The sequence below is a fragment of the Thermospira aquatica genome (genome assembly GCF_023525255.1).
In the GTDB taxonomy this organism is placed as follows: Bacteria; Spirochaetota; Brevinematia; order Brevinematales; family Thermospiraceae; genus Thermospira; species Thermospira aquatica.
The window spans coordinates 474043-493811 of sequence record NZ_CP073355.1 but is presented as its reverse complement, the minus strand read 5'-3'; the positions used below and the strand labels follow the sequence as shown (position 1 = coordinate 493811).

Annotated in this window: 19 protein-coding genes and 2 tRNA genes; 9 read left to right on the top strand and 12 right to left on the bottom strand. The window is 45.6% G+C overall.

The window, feature by feature from the left end:
* Nucleotides 1–3 precede the first annotated feature (3 nt).
* Complete coding sequence (locus KDW03_RS02460; protein WP_271435815.1) at nucleotides 4–594, bottom strand: carbonic anhydrase; 591 nt, start codon at nucleotides 592–594, stop codon at nucleotides 4–6.
* Nucleotides 595–823: 229 nt separating this feature from the next.
* Between KDW03_RS02460 and KDW03_RS02455 the strand changes: the two genes are divergently transcribed.
* From KDW03_RS02455 to queA, 3 genes are all read left to right on the top strand, one after another.
* The gene (locus KDW03_RS02455; protein WP_271435814.1) at nucleotides 824–2152 is read left to right on the top strand and encodes a hypothetical protein; all 1329 of its coding nucleotides are present in this window, start codon (nucleotides 824–826) and stop codon (nucleotides 2150–2152) included.
* 165 nt (nucleotides 2153–2317) lie between these two features.
* Nucleotides 2318–2917 carry an MBL fold metallo-hydrolase gene (locus KDW03_RS02450; protein WP_271435813.1) on the top strand — a complete coding sequence of 200 codons (600 nt, stop codon included), beginning with the start codon at nucleotides 2318–2320 and terminating at the stop codon, nucleotides 2915–2917.
* A complete protein-coding gene (gene queA, locus KDW03_RS02445) occupies nucleotides 2914–3993 on the top strand; it encodes a tRNA preQ1(34) S-adenosylmethionine ribosyltransferase-isomerase QueA (protein ID WP_271435812.1) in 1080 nt (359 codons plus the stop codon). Before KDW03_RS02450 ends, queA begins: the two co-directional genes overlap by 4 nt.
* A 34-nt stretch (nucleotides 3994–4027) precedes the next feature.
* Here the strand turns inward: queA and KDW03_RS02440 are convergent, their stop codons facing one another.
* The 10 genes from KDW03_RS02440 to KDW03_RS02395 form a co-directional block, all read right to left on the bottom strand.
* On the bottom strand, nucleotides 4028–4405 hold the full coding sequence (locus KDW03_RS02440; RefSeq protein WP_271435811.1) for a hypothetical protein: 378 nt from the start codon (nucleotides 4403–4405) through the stop codon (nucleotides 4028–4030).
* A gap of 43 nt (nucleotides 4406–4448) precedes the next feature.
* Entirely contained in the window at nucleotides 4449–4745 is a 297-nt protein-coding gene (locus KDW03_RS02435) for a transcriptional regulator (RefSeq protein ID WP_271435810.1), read from the bottom strand.
* A gap of 2 nt (nucleotides 4746–4747) precedes the next feature.
* Nucleotides 4748–5398 carry a hypothetical protein gene (locus tag KDW03_RS02430; protein WP_271435809.1) on the bottom strand — a complete coding sequence of 217 codons (651 nt, stop codon included), beginning with the start codon at nucleotides 5396–5398 and terminating at the stop codon, nucleotides 4748–4750.
* Nucleotides 5399–5407: 9 nt separating this feature from the next.
* Nucleotides 5408–5953 (bottom strand): hypothetical protein, encoded by a 546-nt coding sequence (locus KDW03_RS02425; RefSeq protein ID WP_271435808.1) that lies wholly within the window; start codon nucleotides 5951–5953, stop codon nucleotides 5408–5410.
* Nucleotides 5946–7076 carry a tetratricopeptide repeat protein gene (locus tag KDW03_RS02420; protein ID WP_271435807.1) on the bottom strand — a complete coding sequence of 377 codons (1131 nt, stop codon included), beginning with the start codon at nucleotides 7074–7076 and terminating at the stop codon, nucleotides 5946–5948. Before KDW03_RS02420 ends, KDW03_RS02425 begins: the two co-directional genes overlap by 8 nt.
* 125 nt (nucleotides 7077–7201) lie before the next feature.
* Nucleotides 7202–7939 carry a tRNA pseudouridine(38-40) synthase TruA gene (gene truA / locus KDW03_RS02415; protein ID WP_271435806.1) on the bottom strand — a complete coding sequence of 246 codons (738 nt, stop codon included), beginning with the start codon at nucleotides 7937–7939 and terminating at the stop codon, nucleotides 7202–7204.
* A gap of 9 nt (nucleotides 7940–7948) precedes the next feature.
* Nucleotides 7949–9322 carry a tRNA uridine-5-carboxymethylaminomethyl(34) synthesis GTPase MnmE gene (gene mnmE / locus KDW03_RS02410; protein WP_271435805.1) on the bottom strand — a complete coding sequence of 458 codons (1374 nt, stop codon included), beginning with the start codon at nucleotides 9320–9322 and terminating at the stop codon, nucleotides 7949–7951.
* Nucleotides 9300–10940 (bottom strand): YidC/Oxa1 family insertase periplasmic-domain containing protein, encoded by a 1641-nt coding sequence (locus KDW03_RS02405; protein WP_271435804.1) that lies wholly within the window; start codon nucleotides 10938–10940, stop codon nucleotides 9300–9302. Before KDW03_RS02405 ends, mnmE begins: the two co-directional genes overlap by 23 nt.
* 43 nt (nucleotides 10941–10983) lie before the next feature.
* Nucleotides 10984–11069 (bottom strand) — tRNA-Leu (locus tag KDW03_RS02400).
* 11 nt (nucleotides 11070–11080) lie between these two features.
* Nucleotides 11081–11152 (bottom strand) — tRNA-Cys (locus tag KDW03_RS02395).
* A gap of 629 nt (nucleotides 11153–11781) precedes the next feature.
* Here KDW03_RS02395 and KDW03_RS02390 point away from each other — a divergent pair.
* The 6 genes from KDW03_RS02390 to KDW03_RS02365 all read left to right on the top strand — a co-directional run bounded on the left by KDW03_RS02390 (nucleotide 11782) and on the right by KDW03_RS02365 (nucleotide 18684).
* Nucleotides 11782–12015, top strand: coding sequence for a hypothetical protein (locus KDW03_RS02390; RefSeq protein WP_271435803.1), 234 nt, complete (start codon nucleotides 11782–11784; stop codon nucleotides 12013–12015).
* 3 nt (nucleotides 12016–12018) lie between these two features.
* A complete protein-coding gene (locus KDW03_RS02385) occupies nucleotides 12019–12867 on the top strand; it encodes a sigma-70 RNA polymerase sigma factor region 4 domain-containing protein (RefSeq protein ID WP_271435802.1) in 849 nt (282 codons plus the stop codon).
* Entirely contained in the window at nucleotides 12854–13381 is a 528-nt protein-coding gene (locus KDW03_RS02380) for an anti-sigma factor family protein (protein ID WP_271435801.1), read from the top strand. The genes KDW03_RS02385 and KDW03_RS02380 overlap by 14 nt, the downstream gene beginning before the upstream one ends.
* Nucleotides 13382–13471: 90 nt before the next feature.
* Entirely contained in the window at nucleotides 13472–14725 is a 1254-nt protein-coding gene (locus KDW03_RS02375; protein ID WP_271435800.1) for a SpoIIE family protein phosphatase, read from the top strand.
* Nucleotides 14726–14832: 107 nt separating this feature from the next.
* On the top strand, nucleotides 14833–17430 hold the full coding sequence (clpB, locus tag KDW03_RS02370; protein ID WP_408648348.1) for an ATP-dependent chaperone ClpB: 2598 nt from the start codon (nucleotides 14833–14835) through the stop codon (nucleotides 17428–17430).
* Nucleotides 17431–17577: 147 nt separating this feature from the next.
* Entirely contained in the window at nucleotides 17578–18684 is a 1107-nt protein-coding gene (locus tag KDW03_RS02365) for a glycoside hydrolase family 53 protein (protein WP_271435798.1), read from the top strand.
* Nucleotides 18685–18746: 62 nt separating this feature from the next.
* Here the strand turns inward: KDW03_RS02365 and KDW03_RS02360 are convergent, their stop codons facing one another.
* Nucleotides 18747–19757: a hypothetical protein gene (locus KDW03_RS02360; RefSeq protein WP_271435797.1), complete on the bottom strand. Its 1011-nt coding sequence runs from the start codon at nucleotides 19755–19757 to the stop codon at nucleotides 18747–18749.
* Nucleotides 19758–19769 lie beyond the last annotated feature (12 nt).

The following is a 19769-nucleotide window of genomic DNA, read 5'->3' as shown; positions in this document are numbered from 1 at the left end:
CAGCTAACCTAAAACCCTGAGGTCTTTAATAATACCGGTGTAAATGTCGATAATCCAGCCGTGAATCTGGAGGGATTGCCCCTGTTCGCGTGCTTTCGTGATAAGAGGATGTCTCGAGAGTTTCATGACCCCTTCGATGACATTGAGTTCTGCGAGTCTATCGTATTTTTCTCTGTCGGTGGAAAGATTCTCAAGCTCACGAGCGTATTTTTTGTAGATGTGAAAGATGGGAGAAAGCCAGCGTTTTATGTGGCCGTAAGCCTGATTGTAAAAAACAGATTTCACTCCCCCACAATCATAGTGACCGGCAATGATAATATGGGGCACGTGGAGTACCTCAACGGCATACTGAAGGACCGCAAGAAAATTTGGATCGCTTTCGGAGACGACATTGGCGATGTTTCGGTGGATGAAGAGTTCACCAGGGGATGTTTTGGTGAAGGTGTTGAGGGGCATGCGGCTATCAGAGCAGCCAATAAAAAGATATCCCGGGGATTGTCCCTGGGAGAGTTTAAAAAAATAGTCTGGATCAAGCTGGAGTTTTTCCGTAACCCAGGCTTTGTTGTTTTCAAGTATCTGTTCATACGAAATCATGGCAACCTCCTGTCATATATGCTATCATAAAAGTGGGATTTTTTCAAATTCATATCAGAGTAAGATCTTGTCTTAAAAAAGGTGAAAAAAGGGAGAATCTGATAAAAGGTTCTCATGGTAGTTTTGTTTTTAAGAAAAAGTATTTCCGGAGAAAGATCCTGTCGAGTTGATTTTTTTTCTTTTTTTCCCTATCCTAAAGGGGATAAATTGGAGAAAGAAGAGGAAAGGGATGAAGCGTTTTTGTGTTATCCTGGTTTTGATTGTTGTTTTTGGAGGATGTGGAAAAGCTGTGAGACAAACACCTTCTGTGACCCAGGAAGAGCAAAAGGCCCAGGAGGAACAACTCAAGGATTTTGTACAAAAACTTAAGGATAGTCGTATCGGTGACGCAGAAAGACAGTATCTCCAGTTTCGTCTCATGCTTGCAGGAAGCAGGGAAGAGACAAATTTTCATCCTGTGCTCCTTCGGGCGTTTTCGAATGAGTTTGTGAATAGTCTCTGGGAGAGTAGTGCCTATCGTTTGGCGTACCTCTCCTATGTTACTCTTACGAATGTGTTTACCAATGAGGTGGCGGACAGGGGTTTTTTGTTGGGGAGAGCGGGTATTGCTGCGTTTAAGGCAAAACAGTATTCGGGTGCTGTGGAGTTGCTGAGGCAAGCTTTTGAGATCCAGGTGACGGATGAGACGCTGTATTATTATGGACTGTGGTACTGGTATATCCAGAAGGATAAAACAAAAGCAAAGGATATTCTCTCCCGTGTGAGACCTGAGAAACTCGGGATAAGTAGTCGTCAGTGGAGTGACTTTCTCATGGAAAAAGACAAAGCCTTTCCAGAAAAGAGAGAGGCATTGACGCTTCTGCGCTCGACAAATCGGTATGAGCAACTGGTGGGGTTCGAGATGTGGTTGGAAGACTATCGTGAAAATGGAAAACCTTTTTGGCAGTATGAGGTAACCCTTCCTTTATATGTTCCCACTAATCGTTTGTTAGGGTATTATTTGCAATCTCAAAATTGGATCTTTCCTCGGATGACACGGGATTGGCCGATGCCGTTTTCTCTTCGTCCGAGAAAGCCCGGGCAGAACCGCTATGCCTTATTTATGGAGGAGCCGTTGGGTGAAGAGAGGTTTCTCTTACTTTACGCTCAGCCTGTCGTTTTTCCGTGGAGTTCGGGGTATAAGGGTATTACTCCCCTCTTTTCAAGGGAGGCGTATACAAACGTCTTTTTTGTCTATGCTGAGGCACAGAGGGATACCTCAGGGCGTTTGACCAATGTGGGAATCGAAGTCGTACCTGTTCCTGTCAGGTATTTTCTGTCTTGTTCGCCGATTTATAAAGATAAAATGTGGAATTATGCCATTGTTGGTTTTCTGCCTCCTGACAGGCTTGAGGTAGTGGTTTTCAATCCGCATACCCGTAAGATGGCAAGGGTGACAGCGTCTCTTCTCACTGTTCAACGGCTTTATTATGGAGATTTTCCATGGCTGGAGAAAATTTCCTGGCTTGGTGTAGGCGAGGGGATTTTTTTGCTCGAGGAAGAGCTTTTAGGGCGATGAGTTTGAAAAACCAGAATCTTCTTTTTTCATTTCGAACTTTTTAAACGTATGTTTTTTTACTTTTTGGAAAAATACAGCGTGAGCGGGGTTGGGGAGTAGTATTTGGTTTTTGTGAAGGATGTTTTCTCTTTTGTTTTCTAAGGAGAATGTTGAGAGGAGGAGGATGTGAATCTAGAGATATACATACCCGAGGATTTTGCAGCGAATACCTATGTGCTTTTTGACGAAACAAGGATGCTCTGTATTGATCCTGCTCATCCACATGCTCTTGCCAAGAGAAAAAATCAAAAGCTTTTTCTTCTGGCTACACACGGACACTTTGATCATATCCTGTATGCTGACGAGTGGGCGGTAAAATATGAAACTTTTCTCTATGTTCATCCTTTGGACAGAGAGATGGTGCGGGATCCTGCCCTCAATCTTTCCGTTTACTTTACTCGTCCTCTTGCCTATCATCAGGGTTTGATGTCTCTTGAGTCTCATTCTCTTGCAGACTGGGGTGGGGAAGTGTGGCATCTTCCCGGGCATTCTCCTGGTTCTGTGGGGGTCTTTTTCCCTGAGAAAAAATGGTTCTTTGGTGGAGATCTGCTGTTTGCCTTTTCGGTGGGGAGAACGGATCTTCCTGGGGGAGACGAGCAGAAGTTGTGGGAATCCGTTGAGAAAGTACTTTCGCTTCCCGATGATACCATCGTGTATCCGGGCCACGGGGAAAGTTTTACCATAGGGGATTTTCGTGGCCGCTATCTGCGATGGAGGAACCTGTGAATATCCAGCCTTTCCTTGAAGATATAGCCTATGAACTCCCTGAGGACAGGATCGCTTCCCATCCTCTTCCAACACGGGAAGAGTCTCGTCTTCTCCTTGTTCCTCCTGGAGAGAGGCCCTTTGAAGACAGGATCTTCTCTGAAATTCTTAACTATCTTGTGCCCGGGGATTGTCTTGTTTTTAATAACTCAAGGGTTTTTAAGGCTCGATTGTTTCTTACACGACATGATGGGAAGATCTTTGAGATTCTCCTTGTTGAGCGTCTGAATGAAACATCCTGGAGAGCCATGGTGAGAAATGCCAGGCGTGTGAAACCCCATCATCGTTTTCGTCTTGAAAAGTGGGAGGCGTCTCTTCAGCCGGATCCCGAGGATCCTGCCTATCGCATCGTTCATTTCTCTCCTTCTCTCGATTTTGAGGATCTTGAAAGGCTGGGTGAAATTCCTCTCCCTCCCTATATCGTGAAAAAGCGAGAAAAAGAGGGACATTATCTTCTTACAAGCGAAGACGAGAAGCGCTACCAGAGTGTGCTTGCCTCTCTGTATGGGTCAGTAGCAGCTCCCACCGCTTCGTTTCATTTTTCCGAGGCTCTTCTCGAAAAACTGAGAGAGAAGGGTATTGTCATTACCGCGCTGACCCTTCACGTTGGGCCTGGTACCTTTCGCACCATATCTCCCGCTGACACAGAGTTCCAGATTCACAAGGAGTGGATCACCATTCCCGAGGAGACTATCGATGTCCTCAAAGAGACCCGCAAAAAGGGAAAACGTATCATCGCCGTGGGAACAACATCAACACGGGCACTGGAAACCATGGCACAGCATTTTCCTGAAGACTGGCAACCGTATAGCGGTTATACCGATCTTTTTATTTATGGGGACTTTCCCTTTCGGGTTATTGATGGGCTTATCACAAACTTTCATATGCCTTACTCTACCCTTCTTTTGCTGGTCCAGAGTTTTGGTGGGAAAGAACGTGTCAAAGCAGCTTATAAACATGCCCTGGAAAAAGGCTATCGTTTTTTAAGCTACGGTGATGCCATGTTTTTGTGGAGAAAGGATGGTGTCACATCTTAAAACGATGAAGTTTTTTTGCTATGAATAAGGGGAATTATGGGAGTTCTTTTACCATCTCCAGGGTATTCCACGTCTTTTGTCGGAGATTCTCGTACGTTTGAAGTATCTCTTCAGAGGGTGTCTGGAGAAGACTCACGAGGCCATTTGCTTGAAAAACGAGATTCTCATACACGAGACGGAGGGCCTGTCCCCTGGCGTCGTTTGCCTGATAAAGTGTTTTCAAGCTTGTTTGAGCAATAATCTTTACCTCTCGAGCACGGTTTACTGCCTCCTGGGGAGAATACATACCATTGGTAGAGAGCATACAAAGGTATCCCAGGGAAAGATACGCCAGATATGCCTGGCTATACCACAGATCGCTGGCAAACCCCAATGAAATTACAAAAAAAAGCCCCGTAAAAACCTTTTTCATAATTACTCCTTGAAACATTTATCGGAAAAAGAAATCCATAACTTTATTTTTTTTCTTCTTTACCAAAGAGTTGCCGGATTTCAGAAAAATACTTTTCTAAAGCCTCTATGCCTTTTTCTGTGAGGACGAATTCTGTTGTTCTTTTATTTTGAGATAATTCCTGCACATAACCAGCTTCCTCAAGTCGTTTCATCTGAACCCAGAGATTGCCAGAGGTAAGCCCTGTCTCTTTTTTCAGACGAGAAAACGAAAGTTTGCCTCCTTCTGATTTGAGGAGAGCTGTGAGAATAAACAACCTGGCACGCTCATGAATCAAAGGATCGAGAACACTATCATCCACCCTTATTTCCTCAGGCGAAAGAGAAGTTCATTGACTGCAGCTAATGCCAGGAAGGGAAGACCAAAGACAAAGAGAAATGCCTTGCTCCCCTGGGCAAACGTTGTTGGAGACCAGAAAAGCGTGATAAGGCCTCCTAAAATCAACCATCCTCCAGGCCACTTTATCCTCCCCAGTGAGAGAAATACCCCATACATCATATAGACAAGCCCTACCCAGATAGCCCACAAGGGGAAAAGATACCACAACGGGGCATGAAGGACAATCCATACATGGAGTACCACAAAAATCACCGTTTCTACCGCAAGGATAGAAAGGAGCGCTTTCCCCAGCGCCGAAAAAATAGATTCTATGGCTGACTCTGAGGGAGAAAGGATCTTCCAGGCGGTAATCTTGATCCAGGAGATTGTACCGACAAAGAGTATGATGAGCAGTATCAAGCCCCAGCTAGAGAATTTTTTCCAGAACATCAAAAACCCTTCGCCATCTATGAAGAGCCATACTCCCAGTGCGGTTGAAACGATCCCCCATAGCCACAAAAGTACACGCATCATTGGCAGGGAGAGATATTGCTCCATGAGACGTTTTCGTTGGAAGAGTAAACGTTGTATTTCAGAGAGAATATCAAGTGCCTCTGTGATCCTTTTGTCTTCCATAGGGATTTCCTACTTCAAAAAATAGGATTGTTTTCCATCTATACCGATCAGTCCTAAAGAACGTGAGAAGAAGATCTTCCAGTGATGGTTTCCAAAGACGAGGGTGGCTGATACTATGTCGGTATATTTCTTTCCTCCCCACTTCAGTCGGCCAACAAAAACGGGTTTTTTCAGCGCAATTCCCTCCCCTAGATCATTTTCAACAAACTGATTGGTGTTTAGCAAAATCAAGGAAGGGAAAAAGGATCTCTTCTGGATTCCATCTGAAAGGGCATCCAGATATACCTCACCTTCGAGCGTTACCACAAAACTCAGGGTATAACTAAACGAGACACTTCCCTTATGAGAAAGCCGCCATTCGATTCTCACGTCAGATTCGAGATCCTCGTTATCAAGAATAGAAAACCCCTTTACTTCCCACCGAAGCACGTCTTCTTTGGTATTGGTGAGCTCACCGCTCATACCCACTCGCATAGGAAACACTGTCGAATGGGGAAGAGTGATACCCCATCCCACCAAAGGGAGCACTATCAGCAGCAGAAAAACCCTACTCATCGTCAAATTCATTCTCTGTATACTCATCGATATAGGATTTAAAATGCTCGAGCGTTGTACTTGCCAGTTTGGAGTCAAAGTCTTTTCTCCCCGAGAACATGCTCTGGTATCGTTCGTATACTCCTAGAGATTTCTCTGTGTCTCCGTTGTCTTCGTAAAGTTTTGCAAGCAGTAAAGCAACCCTTACGTCAGAGGGGAATTGTTCAAGGTACTGTTCGCAAAGCTGGGCAGCTTTGTAGTAGTGTTTTTGTTCCACCTCAATACGGATAAGCCCAATCAAGGCATACTTGTTGGTGCTGTTCTCCAGGACTTTGTTATAGATGGCAGAAGCCTCTGCATACTTTCCAATGCGGATATAACTATCCCCGAGACGGGTAAGAATCCTGTCATTGTCTGGTTCTTTGTCGAGGATTTTTTTCCAGTATTTGATAGCATCACGGAAACGGCGTTTTCCACGGAGTGAGTCGGCAATACCGTAGAGAGCATAGAAGTTGTTTCTATCAATTTCCAGAGCCCTCTGATAATAATCGATGGCTTTGTCGTATTGTTTCCAGTTTCGGTAGATGTTGCCTATCATGGTTAAGATGTTGATGAACTTTGGATTGACATCGAGAAGCTTTTTCCAGTACTCCAGTGCCTGATTGTATTTCTTGTTTTTGTAATAGAGATCACCTAATCCCATGAGGGCAAACTTGTTTCTTGGATTGAGCTCGATAGCCAAAAGATAGTACTTCTCGCTTTGTTCAAAATCTCCCAGTTTACGATACGCATCAGCAATTCTTGTATAGATGAGAAAATCCTGAGGATTGAGTCGTACAATCTCAAACCAGTAGTGCAGGGCTTTGTTCCAATCCTTGAGTCCACGGTAACTGTCAGCAATTCCGGCCAAAGAACGCTTGTGAATAGGATCAAGCTCGAGAGCCCTTTCATAATACGGGATAGCTTCTTCAAAGTAGAGCTGTTCCCTGAGACAATCGCCCATACCGGCGAGAATATCAGCTTTCTCATCAGCGGTTGCCTCGTCCATGTTCTGGTAGAGCTCATTGTAAATCTTTTGAGCCTCTTCGTAGTCCTGTTCCTTTAAGAGTTCTTTGGCCTTTTCTAATTGTTCCTGGATATTCATAGATGCCTCCCTTTTATTTTTTTCTTTGTTATACGAGCTTACTATATTATAACATAAAAATCACGTTTTGGCAAAAAGAAGAGAGGAAAGTTTCATTGCTTCCAAAAAAGCTCGAGGAGGTGTCCTCAATAATATACCTCGACGAGAAACAATGCATGCGGTGGAGCCGTCAGGATGTGGCGTTTCTCTCGACTGGATTGCATAAGGGAGAGAACATCTTCTTTTGAGAGTTCATGGAGTCCCACCTGAATCAGGGTCCCTGTTAGCATGCGCACCATTTTGTGGAGAAAACTATCCCCCTTGAAATGGAGAAAAATCTTTGGACCTTCTACTTCCATGGTGATGCTATCCAGTCTCTTGAAAGCAGATTTATCCTTGGAGAGGGCAGTGGTAAAAATACGAAAGTCCCGTGTGCCGGTTAAGAGAGGAATAACCTCTCTCATGGCGTCCAGGTCGAGCTTCTGCCGGATCTGGTAGTAGTAGCGTCGTTCGAAAATGTTTTTTTTCTCCCCATTCCATATCTGGTAGCGATAGTGTTTCCCGATCGCAAGGTGTCTGGCGTGGAATCTGGGCTCTGCCTCTCGAATCGAAATCACCTGAATATCATCGGGGAGAAACTGTTTCAGGTATGCCTCCATCTCTTCGATTGGCAGTGAAGAGCGGCAGAAAAAGTTTGCCGACTGTCCCAGGGCGTGAACACCTGCATCGGTGCGACTGGCTCCTATGAGTTCTATGTCTTCACCTGTCATCTGTTTGAGCACGTGTTCGATTCTTCCCTGAACGGTACTTTGGCCGTTCTGGCGTTGCCAGCCATGGTATTTTCCCCCATCATATTCGAGAATCATGTGGATGTTACGAACCATACCTTGCTCCTATTTTCCTATGCAAAATTGAGAGAAAATCCTCTCAAGGATAGCTTCATGATGGCTTTTTCCGACAATTTCTTCGAGGTGCAGTTTTGCCTTGTAGAGGTGGTGGGCGATATACTCTTCAGAGGCATTGTGAGAGACGGCATCCTGAGCCTCATGAATAGCCTCAAGCGTTTGTTTGACAAGCATCTCCTGACGCTGGTTGGTGAGAAGGATGTCAGCCTGGGGATTGTACCCAAGCGAGGTGTATTGTTTTTCCAGTGCCTCGTGAAGTTTTTCGATGTTATGATGATGTTTTACCGAGATCAAAATGGGATCGGGAAGAAAATCATACATTGTAGCACAATGGGGTTCTTCTACCTTATTGACAACAAAAATAGTCTGTTTGTCTTTGACAAGTTCTACCATTTTTCGGTCTTCATCGGAAGGTTTTCGTTGACCGTCAAAAAGTACAATGCACACGTCGGAAAGGGCTATACTCTGTTGGGTACGACGGATCCCCTCTTGTTCGACAATATCGTGACTTTCCCGGATACCGGCGGTATCCATCAGACGGAAGGGAATGCCTTCGATCTGGATTTCTGTTTCAAGGATATCCCTCGTTGTTCCGGGAATATTGGTAACAATGGCCCTATCCTCCCGAGCAAGGAGGTTAAAGAGACTGGATTTTCCTACATTTGGTGAACCAACAATGGCAACTCTGATGCCAAGCTTGAGGAATTGACCTGCCCTGGCTGTTTTGAGAAGTTCTGAGAGGCCTTTTTCGAGTTCACTGAGGCGACTAGAGATTTCTGCTGTTGGAAGAAAAGTCTCTTCGATATCGCTGTGGTCGATGGCTGCTTCGATGAGGGCAAGGAGATCAAGAAGTCTCGTATGGAGGTGGTTGACGACATGCGAAAGTTTTCCCTGGAGTTGAGAGAGCGCGGCACTTTTTGAGAACCGACTATGAGCACGGATGAGGTCGTTGACTGCCTCTGCCTGGTTGAGATCCATTTTCCCGTTAAGATAGGCCCTTTCTGTGAATTCGCCGGGTTTTGCCATCACGGCACCGTGTTCGATGAGCTTCTTCTGAGCCTCGAGGAGAATCCAGGGATTGCCGTGGAACATGATCTCTACCATGTCTTCTCCTGTATAAGAGGCAGGTCCTGCATACCGTATCCACGTGGCCTCATCGAGAATCTCGCCCTCTTCACCAAAAAGGCCAACAAAAACCTTGCGCACGGTGAGTTTTTCCCATGGGGTTTTCCCCTGATAGAGGCTTCCTGCAATCTTCCAGGCTTCTGGCCCGCTTAAGCGAACCATCCCTATGGCAGACTCGCCAAGGGGAGTGGCGAGGGCTACGATAGTTGATCGGTTAGAGCTTGATATGTCGATCAAGATTGATGATCTCCTGCTCGATAATAGTGTAGATGTTCTGGATAGTCCAGTAGAGCACTAACCCCGATGGCATATTCCAGAAGAGGAAAAGAAAGATGAGGGGAAGAAGATACATGTTGAGGGACTGTCCTTGCATGGCAGGGTTTTTGGCTGTCTGGAGCTTGGTCTGAATGAGCTGGATAGCCGTCATGATGAGGGGGAGAAGGTTAAAGTTATGGGGCAAGAACGGGATATTCATGGTGAAAAGGGTATCCGTCTGGGTGAGGTCCCGAATCCAGAGAAAGGTAGCTCCTTTTAGTTCAACAGACTGGGAGAGGACCCTGTAGAGAGCAAAAAAGACAGGAATCTGAAGCAGAAGAGGAAAACACCCTCCGAGGGGGTTGATCTTCTCTTTTTTGTAGAGTTCCAGGGTTTTTTGTTGGAGAAGCTGTTGATTGTCTTTGTATTTTTCCTGGATGTTTTTGAGTTTTGGCTGAAGAAGTTGTTGTTTTTTCACGGAGATAGCAGCCTGGATTGAGAGCGGTGAGAGCAGAAGCTTCACAATAAGCGCGATGAGAATAATCACAATACCTTTGTTGGTGATCCAGCCACCCAGCGTGTTAAGGAGCCATACCATGGCCCATTCAATGGGTTTCATAAACCAGGCAAAGAGGGCTGGCCATTGAAACAATCGGCCATACGCTGGATTGACGGCACGGAGAAAAGATTCTTTTTTAGGGCTTGCGGTATACTGGATGCGGAAATTTGTAGACTCTCCACCACCCAAAAAGATGATAGGAAGGTAAAGCGAGATGGCGGTTTTCTCTACGGTTTTATGGCGACTTTCTACTTCATAGGAGGCTGTAATACCCGGAGAAAGTGTTTCAACGATAAAAGCAAAATAGTTGTCAGCGACAGAGAGCCACTGGAAGTTGCTTACAAAGAGAGAATTTTGTGCAGGACTAAACAACCCCTTTTTTAAGACTGGAGAAAATTTCTTGTTGGCGTAAACCCCATAGGTCTGGATGTTTCCTGTACCAGAGGTATTGGTATCCATGAGATCAGGTCTCCAGCGGAGCGAAAAGGATTTGCCCTGATAATCGAGTTTGACGGCTTCTTTTGTTTGGTTAGACACGGTAATAGTCTGAACAAAGGTATAATCTCCAACGACATCATAGCGCACGCGGATCTCGAGGGGAGTATTGTTCCAGAGAAGTTTTGTTGTCCATTCAGAAGAGGTTTCCGTCGATTGGAGGGGTTTAAAAGATGCGAAACTCTCTTTGTCCCACTGGATGACACCATACCCCAACGAAACAGGCTGTAAAAGCCTGACAGGGTGAGAGGATTGATTCCATTTGCCGTCAATACTGAGGGATGTGACCCCTGCACCTTCACTGGCTATATCAAGAAAAAGGGTTTTCGTAGCGAGAGAAATATTGGTAGAAGGTGATGGTGAAGAAACTATCGTCACAGGTGCCGGTTGAGTGCTCTCCAGAGCGAGAGAGTTGGTTTCTGTCGCAGAAGAGGTTTTGGGAGGAGTTTTTTTTGCAGCTTGATTGAAAATATACACATAAAAACCCAGAAATAAAACCATTATTAACATGGAAGTGAGAAAACGTTTTTCGAAGTCCTGATTCATGGAGTCCTCCTTGAAGTTGCGGGAGAAAGAATAACTACGTCTTTGCCGAGAGCGGGAATCGAACCCGCACGGACATTTCTGTCCTAGGGATTTTAAGTCCCTTATGTCTACCAATTCCATCATCTCGGCAAAAAGAGATGAGGGGATGGCCGGAATCGAACCGGCTCATAGCGATTTTGCAGACCGCGGCCTTCCCACTTGGCTACATCCCCTTGCGATAGGTATATATTATACCATTTTTCGAGCAAAGTGTCAAATTTTTGTTTTGTTATGAGAGGGGATGTATGGTTACAAGAATGAGAGTGGAGTTTTTTGTACTGCAACAGGATAAGAGCAAGTTTTCTCACTGCGACAGGGGAAGAGCCAAAGGTTTTTTGGTCGATGACTGGCGAAGCGTACCCACCCGGTCGCCGAGTAGCAAAGCGTATCGAGGGCGGTTACCGAGTAGCAAAGCGTACCGAAGCGGTTGCTGAGTAGCTCCGAAGGAGCGTATCGAAACAACCCGCTCGTCTCGATACACTCCGTTACTCGACGAGCGACATCACCCGGTTACCGAGTAGCAAAGCGTATCGAGGTGACCACCTCGACATATTTCTTTACTCGGCAGGCGGAAACTTGTTCTTGTGCAATAAAGGAAGGGGAGGGGAATTTTTCGTGCTCACTGCAACAAGGGAAGAGCTTACCTCCCCCTCTTTTACTCTCCCCTGCCACGTTTCCCCATTCTCGCCAGGGAGAGACAACACGATAGTTCTACGGAGATGATTCACAAAAAACTTTCTCTCAAAGAGTTGACTTTTCTCCGGGATATGGTATAATAAAAAAAATAAATAAGGAGTGAAGTATGCGACAATTTCTTCTCATCAAAGTGGCACAACGTCTCCAGAGTGCCCCAGAAGTTCAAAAGGTACTTACAGATTATGGTCAGATGATACTTGTTCGCCTGGGGCTCCATGAACAGGAATTGTCTGCTGAGGGTATTATCTTTCTCGAAGTGGATCCCAAAGGAAACGTTGTAGACATGGTTCGGAGCCTTGAAAATATCTCCGGAGTAACCGTCAAGCTCATCGAAGTGTAACGTATGCAGCTTGATGATGAAAAAATTCTTTGTCTTTTCCAGCGTTATCAGCAAGGTGAGCTATCGGTTCTGTCACTTTTACGAAAAGAAGTAGAGATTTTTATCTATGAGTTTCCGCGCATGGCGTATCACGCAGGCGGTGATGAATGCGGTGATTTTTATCTCTATATGATAGAAAGACTAGAGTCTGTCTGGAAACAATGGGATCCCGAGAAAACCCCTCAGTTTTCGCTGTGGTTTTCCACCATCCTTCGATACCGGTATCTTGATTTTCTTCGCTGGCGAGACAGACCTCCTCCTACAGATGTTCTCTACGAGGAAGAATGTGTTGCCCCTGTCGACGATGAAAACAACCAATGGGAAAGGTTACGTGTCGCACTGGTGAAATTACAGGACCATGACAGATTGTGGATCAAATGGTTTTATCTTCCTGAGGAGCTTTCCCCTGAGGAGATAAAGCTTACAAAATCTCTGACGGGACACTCCTATCAGACACTTCTTTCTCTCCAGCAAGAGATGATTGTAGAAAAACTCAAAGATATAGAGAAAATCCGCAAAACAAGCGAAGAGCTGGGAAGTCTCTGTGAAGACATTGCAAGCTTAAAAGCCCTGATGCAAAATCCAGAGGAAAAGAATCCTCAAAATATTCAGAAGCTCATGAAGCTGGAAGTCAGACGGAATCGTCTCATGAAGACCCTGTCCCAGAATAATACTACGCTTCTACGGGTTTTTTCAAAGCTTTTTACCTCGCCGAGAGAAGCAAAAAATCGTCTCAAACTTGCCGAGAGTCGGCTAAAATATCTCTTGCATACACCAGAGAGAGAAAAAGGAGTGTCGTATGTTCTGTCCTGAGTATGAACTTTCTACCTGGCTTGCCTATCTTGATGGCAGTCTTGACGTCCAACTCTCCCAGAAACTCGAAGCGCACCTTGACGCCTGTTCCCAGTGTTTGAAGGAACTTCTTGAGATTAACCGTATCCATGCGCGTATGAGCACTCTTAAGCCGGGACATTCTCCGCTTCCTGAACTGAGAGATAGTTTTATTCTTGTTTGTCGACAGGCAAAAAAAACCATCCAGACACTTCTCGGTGAGCTTATCCCTCTGCCTGCTCTGGCTACCAGAGCTCCATCTTCTTCGTCGTGGGAATATCATTCCCTGACTCTGGGCTTTTCTCTCACTATTACAGAAAAAAATGATGGATTCTCCCTCGTGGTTCAGGGAACGCTCCCCTCATTTGTCCTTACCGGTGATAAACCCCTTTTCCAGGGAGAGGTGAACGGGAGGCTTGCTCTTTCTAACCTTCCGGCGGGAAACTACACCATTGAAACGGAAAAAGGGCGCCTGGAGTTTACGCTCCAACCCTAAAAAATTCACCAAAAATTTAAAAATTTTTCATTTTCTTTTCATATTTCAACGCTATAATCATAGCAAAACTCTCAAGAAGGAGGTTTTGCTATGGAGAATCCCAAACCTATAGTAGCTCAGGTTCCAGAAGATCTTCCAAAGGGGGAAGAACAGACAGAGGTTTTTGAAGAGCATGTTGGCTTTTTGGCTTTAAAGGAACAAAAACCCTTCAAGGTGTCAGGAGAGATAGCCCTCAGGCTTATTTCTTCGAGGTTTTATGTTCATGAGAACACAAAGGTGTACGATTTGCTTCAGGACTTTCAACGTCATCCGTATATTCCCGCGTGTGGGGTTGTCGGAGAGGACATGAAACTCAAAGGAATTATCGTGCGAGAGAAGTTTCTCTTTGCCCTTACCCAGCCGTATTTATTGGAGGTTTATCGTCACAGGCCAGTGCTCAGTCTTATCATGCAGGCCAAATCTTACTTTTATCACACGCATATCTATGTTTTGGCAGAAGAACTCTCCGAACATATCGAAAACAGGGAGGAAGAGTTTTTTCTCCTCAAGGATGAAAAAGACGGATATGTTGGACTTTTTTCGACGAGGGATCTTTTGATTTATCTGTCAAGAATCATGCAAAAAGATATCCGGGCGGCTCGAGAGGTTCAACGAAACCTTGTACCTGAAGAAATTGTCTACCATCGGGATGTTTTTAGTTTTCTTGGGGGGAGTCGTCCTGCCAAAGAGGTTGGCGGTGATTTCTACGGCTGGAAAACCTCTCAAGATGGTATCGTTTTTCTCCTCTGTGATGTCTCAGGTAAAGGTCCCAGTGCTTCTCTGATTACCACGAGTGTGAGCGGGCTTTTTCACGGCTTTGAGTTTTCTCTCAAAAGAATGCCTGATTTTCTTCAGATGCTCAACGCCTATCTCTTCTCTGCTTTCCATGGAGAAAAATACCTCACCGGTATATTTGGTTTCTTTCATGAGAAAACCGGAGCATGTCACCTCTGGGACATGGGACATGGGCACATTGTTCTCCAGCGTAAACACCGTATCTATCTCACAGAAGTCAAGGAAAATAATGTTCCCATCGGACTTTTTGAGTACATCTCACCAGAACCCACACGTATCCAGCTTCATGAGGGGGATATGCTGGTGTGTTTTTCTGATGGCATCGTAGAACAAAAAAATGGCTCGGGAGACTTCTACGGAGATAAAAGGTTGTACCGTATTATTAAGAGCACCCTTCAACCTCAGCTTCTTATTGATGCTGTTTGGACTGATCTCAAAAATTTTCGAGGGCAGTATCCCCAGAGCGATGATGCCTCATTACTTCTTCTCCATTATCATCCGAAAGAGTAAAAATGTATCATAAAGACACACTATAAAAAATAAAGACACACTTTTTCTTGACGATGGTACTTTTTTACGGTATATTATTGACAAAAAGGAAAAAGGAGTGTCGTATGATGAATATGAATCGACTTACCGTTAAGGCAAGAGAGGCTCTTGAATCGGCTGTGGAACGAGCGAGTCGTTATAACCACCAGGCGGTTGAGAGTGAACATCTTCTGCTTGCTTTGATGGAGCAGGAGGATGGGCTGGTGAAACCCATCCTTGAACAGCTTGAGGTCTCTGTTTCCCGCCTCTCAGGGTTACTTGAAGACAGACTCAGACAAAAACCGCGTGTCGAAGGAGCATGGCAAAACTACTTTGGCAAGGAGCTGACGGAGGCTCTTGATCGGGCTTTCCAGGAGATGTCCAAGATGCATGATGAATACGTGAGTACCGAGCATCTTCTTTTGGGCATTGTAAACACCAAAGATCCTGGTCTCAAACAGGTTTTTGACAGTGTGAACCTGCACTATGACCGTATCCTTATTGCTATCAAAAATCTTCGAGGTTCTCACCGAGTAACCGATGAAACCCCTGAAGGCAAGTTTCAGGCTCTCGAAAAATATACGCGGGATCTCACTGAACTTGCCCGACAGGGAAAGCTCGATCCTGTTATCGGGCGCGATAATGAAATTCGACGGGCAATGCAGGTGCTCACCCGCAGGACAAAAAACAATCCTGTTCTCATTGGTGAAGCAGGGGTAGGAAAAACCGCGATTGTTGAGGGTATTGTCCGGAGAATAGTCAGCGGTGATGTTCCCGAGAGTCTCAAAAACAAGCGTATTCTCTCTTTGGATCTTGGGCTTCTCATTGCCGGAACGAAGTTTCGTGGAGAGTTTGAAGAGCGGTTTAAAGCCCTCTTAAAAGAGGTTGTGGACTCCGAGGGTGAGATTATTCTCTTCATTGATGAGATCCATACGATTGTGGGTGCTGGATCGGCAGAAGGGGCTATCGATGCAGGAAACATGATCAAGCCCGCTCTTGCCCGCGGAGAAATTAAGGTGATTGGTGCCACAACCCTCGACGAATACCGCAAGTATATCGAGAAGGACAAAGCCCTTGAGCGCCGTTTCCAGGCGGTTTTTGTGGCAGAGCCGTCGATTGAGGATACGATCTCTATACTTCGTGGCTTGAAAGAGAAGTACGAACTTCACCACGGGATAAGGATTGCGGATTCTGCCCTTGTGGCGGCAGCACAACTTTCTGTGCGTTACATCACTGAGCGGCATCTTCCTGACAAGGCAATAGACCTCGTGGATGAAGCTGCATCCAAGATACGCCTGGAGATAGAGAGTCAACCCCAGGTTATTGATGATCTCGAACGAAAGATCTTGAGACTCTCCATTGAAAGGGAGGCTCTCAAAAAGGAAAAAGGGGTGGAAGCGGCTGAGCAACTCCAGCGAGTAGAAAAACAGCTTGCTGAGCTTCAGGAAAAAGCCACCGCCCTGAAGAGCAAGTGGACTCAGGAACGGCAACTGATCCAGCAGATCAAAGAGATCAACGAGGCAATTGATAACCTCAAGATAGAGGAAGAACGATACGAACGGCAGGGACAGCTTGACAAGGTAGCGGAAATCCGTTACGGCCGTATCCCCGAGAAACAAAAAGAACTCGAGGCTCTCCAGCAGAAACTGAATGCCATGGAGAGTGGCGAAAGGCTCTTACGAGAAGAGATTACCGAAGAGGATATCGCTCGTGTGGTGTCTGAGTGGACAGGCATCCCCGTAAGCCGCATGCTTGAATCAGAGAAACAGCGACTTTTGCACCTGGAAGAGGCACTGGAAAAGAGAGTGGTGGGACAGGAGCACGCTATCAAGGCGGTGGCGAACGCAATACGTCGTTCTCGTGCTGGGATCCAGGAGGAGAACCGACCTATTGGAAGTTTTCTCTTCCTTGGACCAACCGGTGTGGGGAAAACAGAGCTCTCCAAGGCGCTGGCTGAGTTTCTCTTTGATACGGAGAGGGCTCTCGTACGTATCGACATGAGTGAATACATGGAAAAGTTTAGTGTTCAGCGCCTCATTGGTGCTCCTCCTGGCTATGTAGGATACGAAGAGGGAGGACAGCTTACCGAGGTGATACGAAGGAGACCGTATGCGGTGATCCTTTTTGATGAGATTGAAAAAGCCCATCCTGATGTCTTCAATATTCTCTTGCAGATCATGGATGATGGACGCTTGACGGATGGTCAGGGAAGAACGGTAAACTTCTCCAATACGGTGATTATTATGACGAGCAATATTGGCTCTAATCTTTCGCCGAGCATTCAGGGGTTCACTTCTCCGAAAGAGAAAGAGGAGGCCGATGAAAAGGTACGTGCCCTTTTGAAAGAGTATTTTAGACCGGAGTTTCTCAACCGTATCGATGAGATTATAAGCTTCCACAGGCTCTCCGAAAACCATATGAAGGATATCATTGAGATCCCGCTGACCCGTATTCGAGAACGGCTTGCCTCCAAACGGATGAAATTGGAACTCACCGACGAGGCGAAAAACTTCCTCGCTCGCGAAGGGTATGATGAGGAGTTTGGAGCACGGCCTCTCAAACGGGTACTCCAGAGCTATCTGCTGGATCCCATCTCTATTCACCTTCTCTCAGGAGAGGTCAAAGAGGGAGATACCATTCGTGTTGACATCAAAGATGGTCAACTCCATTTTGAAACCCTTTCGTAAGATCCACTTCGGGCATCGATTATTCGATGCCCGAAGTTTTTTTCTTGGGAGTTATTTCTTTGTTGGGGGTCAGGAAAACATGGCTTTTTTGTGGAAAAGTTGAAAGAAAACTCGTTGTGTGTTAGCATACAATGGAACGGAGAGAAAATGAAGGGGAAAGGTTTTTTCTTTTTTCTATGGATGATGGTTTTTCTGGCGTGTGGGAACACAAAAGAAGAGATTTCAACCAAAAAGAGAAGGATTCCTGATGATTTTTTGAAAGGCATGGACATCTCTTTTGTGCCTGAGATAGAGAACAGGGGAGGTGTGTACAGGAAAAATGGCCAGGAAAGAGATTTTTTTGATATCCTTGATGAGGCCGGTATCAATACGGTGAGGATTCGTCTGTGGCATAGTCATCCCGGGGGAGAGTCTTCTCTGGAAAAAGCCGTTGCACTGGCCAGAAGGGCAAAACAACGGGGGATGAAGATTCTTTTGGATTTTCACTATTCTGACACGTGGGCTGATCCCGGCAATCAATCGAAGCCAGCTGCATGGTCTCATTTGGAGTACGAGGAACTCAAAAAGGCTATAAAACAGTATACCTATGAGGCGATAAGCCTGTGTATGAAAGAGGGGGTGTATCCCGATTTTGTTCAGGTGGGCAATGAAATCTCCTCCGGGTTTTTGTGGGATATAGGGCGTATTGGGGGAGTGTACGACACCAATTGGAATCGTTTTGCCGAGTTGTTGAAAAACGCGATTGAGGGGGTGAGAGAAGCCGATAAGTCCTTGAGGATAAAAATCATCCTTCATCATCATGCCGGCAGTGATTATGGGAGTATGGATTGGTTTTTTGGACATATAACCCTCTACGGCGTGCCGTATGACATCATTGGGGTTTCGTACTATCCCTTCTTTTCTCATGCTTCTCTCGCTTCTCTTAAACATACCCTTCTTGCCATAGCTTCGCGATATCACAAACCTCTCTTTGTTCTTGAGACGGCCTATCCTTGGACTACTGACTATGCTGACAATCTCCACAATGTCTTTGGAGAGAAAGACTTTCTTTTATCTGATTATCCAGCAACGCCGGAAGGGCAGAAAAAATACCTTTACGATTTCTTGTGGGAGATGTACCTGACCGGGTGTATAGGGGTAATATATTGGGGCGGGGAATGGATTTCATTGCCAGGGTATGGTTCCATGTGGGAGAATATGGCCCTCTTTGATTTTGAGGGGGATGCTCTTCCCGCCCTTTTCACGAGATGGTAAGATTTTCCTCTAGAGAGTGTGCAAAAAAGAGTGTGCAACAAGAGAAAGGTTTCAATGTTTGGCTAAGAGGGGAAATTGATATCGATCCTCGGGAAGCCTATAACCATTCCGGTGATGACTTCGTTGTCTTTCTCATAGGGGGTAAAGATGCTGCCACTGGTGCCGTAGAGGCTACGGTTCGATTCAATGATAAAAGCAGACTGGATGTAGCCCATACCAGCCGAGTAGCTTCCCTCAGCGATGTGGTGCATTTGCTTTTGAGCGACGCGCAACTGTCCATGCACGGTGGCATAATAGGGGAAAAACGAGGAGTGCGTCCCCGCTCCCATGAGGAGAAAGTAGGGGGACATCAGCCAATACTCATCAAAGCTCTCTTCAAAAGCCAGTGACCAGAGGTGTTCCAGTTCTTCTAAGGGATATTCGTAGGCAAGAAACTCTTTTATTTCTTCCTGACATTCGGGGTAGTTTTTCATCTCAAACTCTTGTTTTAGGTCAAAATGGGCGATTTTTCGTCCAAGTTCGATCTTGCGAGCGATGTTTTGTTGTTTCTTTTCTCCGAGGATACCTTTGTTTTTGATGTGAATGTGAAGCTCATTGTTTTGATGGGTCATGGTGATGGTAACCACACGTGATGGGTCAAGGTAGAGGAGGGGGATTTTTTCGTCTTCGAGGAGCACTTTTTCTTGAAGGATTTTTCCCATGAGCTCCATGGGAAGGGGACTCTCAATATCAGGGATAAGTCCCACCTTAGTGGCGAGATGAAGCATGTTTTGTTTTTCGGCGTTTTTCACAAACTCCCGAAGGAGGGGATCGACCTTGGTGGCGAGATCAGGAATATAGGCGTTAAGCATCTCGTGAATACGTTCGAAAACAAAACTCTCCTGGGAGGAAAAAAACGAAAAAGTACAGGATTGTCTTTTTTTACCTGCAGTTTGGATAAAGGTTTTCCACTCCGGATGAGAGGGATTGTCTAGGGAAAACGAAAATACCTTGTCATCGAAAGACACATGGAGGGGAAAACTGGTCCAGTTTCCATTGAGGCGTTCGGACAGGATTTTTACAGGTGTTGACATTGTTTTACTCCT

What these genes read in the sequence shown, in the direction of transcription:
- KDW03_RS02460 (WP_271435815.1), bottom strand. Translation starts at nt 594, where the DNA reads ATGATTTCGTATGAACAGATACTTGAAAACAACAAAGCCTGGGTTACG.
- KDW03_RS02455 (WP_271435814.1), top strand. Translation starts at nt 824, where the DNA reads ATGAAGCGTTTTTGTGTTATCCTGGTTTTGATTGTTGTTTTTGGAGGA.
- KDW03_RS02440 (WP_271435811.1), bottom strand. Translation starts at nt 4,405, where the DNA reads ATGAAAAAGGTTTTTACGGGGCTTTTTTTTGTAATTTCATTGGGGTTT.
- KDW03_RS02430 (WP_271435809.1), bottom strand. Translation starts at nt 5,398, where the DNA reads ATGGAAGACAAAAGGATCACAGAGGCACTTGATATTCTCTCTGAAATA.
- KDW03_RS02425 (WP_271435808.1), bottom strand. Translation starts at nt 5,953, where the DNA reads ATGAGTAGGGTTTTTCTGCTGCTGATAGTGCTCCCTTTGGTGGGATGG.
- KDW03_RS02420 (WP_271435807.1), bottom strand. Translation starts at nt 7,076, where the DNA reads ATGAATATCCAGGAACAATTAGAAAAGGCCAAAGAACTCTTAAAGGAA.
- truA (WP_271435806.1), bottom strand. Translation starts at nt 7,939, where the DNA reads ATGGTTCGTAACATCCACATGATTCTCGAATATGATGGGGGAAAATAC.
- KDW03_RS02405 (WP_271435804.1), bottom strand. Translation starts at nt 10,940, where the DNA reads ATGAATCAGGACTTCGAAAAACGTTTTCTCACTTCCATGTTAATAATG.
- KDW03_RS02390 (WP_271435803.1), top strand. Translation starts at nt 11,782, where the DNA reads ATGCGACAATTTCTTCTCATCAAAGTGGCACAACGTCTCCAGAGTGCC.
- KDW03_RS02385 (WP_271435802.1), top strand. Translation starts at nt 12,019, where the DNA reads ATGCAGCTTGATGATGAAAAAATTCTTTGTCTTTTCCAGCGTTATCAG.
- KDW03_RS02380 (WP_271435801.1), top strand. Translation starts at nt 12,854, where the DNA reads ATGTTCTGTCCTGAGTATGAACTTTCTACCTGGCTTGCCTATCTTGAT.
- KDW03_RS02375 (WP_271435800.1), top strand. Translation starts at nt 13,472, where the DNA reads ATGGAGAATCCCAAACCTATAGTAGCTCAGGTTCCAGAAGATCTTCCA.
- clpB (WP_408648348.1), top strand. Translation starts at nt 14,833, where the DNA reads ATGAATATGAATCGACTTACCGTTAAGGCAAGAGAGGCTCTTGAATCG.
- KDW03_RS02365 (WP_271435798.1), top strand. Translation starts at nt 17,578, where the DNA reads ATGAAGGGGAAAGGTTTTTTCTTTTTTCTATGGATGATGGTTTTTCTG.
- KDW03_RS02360 (WP_271435797.1), bottom strand. Translation starts at nt 19,757, where the DNA reads ATGTCAACACCTGTAAAAATCCTGTCCGAACGCCTCAATGGAAACTGG.